Below are 1,951 nucleotides of genomic sequence, written 5' to 3'. Positions count from 1 at the left end.
AATTACAGTTTTCGTATTGACTATTTTTCATATCTTTATTTGTAACTACACTCTCTTTATTTGAGCTTGTTTTTATTCTTTTCACGTAACAATACTCATCTTCCGATTCAAAAATCATTTGGTAGCCCATCTTTTTATAAAAGTGATGATTATTAATTTGTCTACTAGATGTTTCGAGATCCCAAATCTTTATGTTTGGATATTCCTTTTCTATTAATTTCATAACATGTGATCCAATGCCTTTTCCTTGATAAACAGGATTTACAAAAATACGATCAATTCGACCGTACGACTTACCAGAAATCGTAACTATTATCCCTCCGATTATTTCTTTATCCATTACAACTTTGAAAGAATCCAATTCTTCAATGGAATATTCCATCATTTCAACTGAAGAATATCCTGGCGGTTGAATGTTATAATCAATGACATCATCTTGGCCGTATAGCCATTGTTTTGCTTCTGCATCAAATGTTCTTTTCATTATTTCTGTTAATTTCTCAGCATCTAAAATTGTAGCTTTTTCTATAGATATCATTGTTGTTTTCCCCTTCATTATTACAAACCAATAATTTTTGTGAATGCCATAATTATCAATTCACTTTTGTTTTTAATGCTTTTCCCATTATTACATATGGAACGTCATTTTTACTTGGATGAAATGGCTCCAATACATTTATCCAATCTAATCTTTCATATAACGAACGTGCTTTTTCATTGTTTATTTGTGTTGTTAAAACACTCGTTCTATTTGAAACTCCTTCTAGTAATTTATTATGTAATTTCGTTCCAAGACCTTTATTTTGATATTGTGGGTGAACTGCTAACTCTACAAATTCAAAACAATCTTGCAACCATTCGTCTACTTGCTCTAGATGTAACGCTTCTCTCATTAATTGATTATAGTACTGTCCCTCCATTGAGCGATAACCATAAGTAAAACCAACTACTTCATTTTCATCATTTATTGCTACTATACCTTTAAAACCTGTATATTCTATATGCCTATTCATTCGCTCGATTATTTCATTGAAATTTATTTTCTCAAATACTTTACAATACAATTTTGCCATATCCCCAATTAAGATTTCATCTTTTTCAATGCTTACGAATTTCACTTTATCCCCCCCTGTTAAACATTTACATACTTAAAATTTTAAAAACAAAGAAAATTAATACTAATCACTCTCTTTACTATTAAACTACAAATCACCCTATATTTTCCACAATTACTTAGTATTAATGAATAAAAGAAGAGACCATGTAATATAAACATGTTCTCTTCTTTTATTCATTTTCAATTTTATTCCGCTATTTGCCGGGCAGTAAGACCCCCACCTCAAAATTCAGCGAAAGCAAAGAAGTTAGGTGGGGGATCAATTGCCCGTAAAATCCCGATTGGTGAGGGCTGACCCCCCCACTGATTAAAGTTTCACTTTATATAATTAAAAATTAGATATTACTTAAGCCACTCATTGCAAGTATTACTTAACTGCTGTAAATCTTCTATAAATTGACTCGCATCATATCCATCACAAACCGAATGATGTACTTGCAATGAAACTGGTAGCATAACCTTATTTCCTTCGTTAAAATATTTCCCACAAGTTATAATTGGCAATAGAAAATTTTCATCATTATTAATATTAAGATTAAATCCAGTAAAACTAGTCCAAGGTATGCTAGAAATCGGAAATACATTAGGAGGAATATTTTCTTTCGTGAAAAGACCATGAACACTAGCATAGCATCTCATATCGTCTTCATAATTTTTATAGAAAGTGCGGAAATCACTTGAATAATCCGTCCATATACTTGAAAAAGACTTATCATCTTTATGAAAGATTGTATAACTCGGTATCATTTCCTCCCAATAGCCTAAAACTCCTTCATCGTTAAAACATGTTCGAAATTTTTTATGATTATTTACTACTCTAGAAATTAAATATAT

At 30.6% G+C, this 1,951-nt stretch carries 3 protein-coding genes; all 3 read right to left on the bottom strand.

Features of this window, described 5'->3' with window-relative positions; translation table 11 throughout:
* Positions 1-556: GNAT family N-acetyltransferase (locus ACQGS6_RS27425; RefSeq protein ID WP_426965954.1), on the bottom strand; the 556-nt coding region annotated here is incomplete at its 3' end.
* 37 nt (positions 557-593) lie between these two features.
* Positions 594-1,118, bottom strand: coding sequence for a GNAT family N-acetyltransferase (locus ACQGS6_RS27420; RefSeq protein ID WP_000673965.1), 525 nt, complete (start codon positions 1,116-1,118; stop codon positions 594-596).
* A gap of 341 nt (positions 1,119-1,459) precedes the next feature.
* The coding region (locus tag ACQGS6_RS27415) for a CatA-like O-acetyltransferase (RefSeq protein ID WP_426965953.1) at positions 1,460-1,951 on the bottom strand (492 nt) is incomplete at its 5' end.

The sequence above is a fragment of the Bacillus sp. GMs2/2 genome (assembly GCF_050172095.1).
Taxonomy (GTDB): Bacteria; Bacillota; Bacilli; order Bacillales; family Bacillaceae_G; genus Bacillus_A; species Bacillus_A cereus.
Note: the sequence above shows the minus strand (reverse complement) of the source record. Positions and strands in the feature narration are given on the sequence as shown.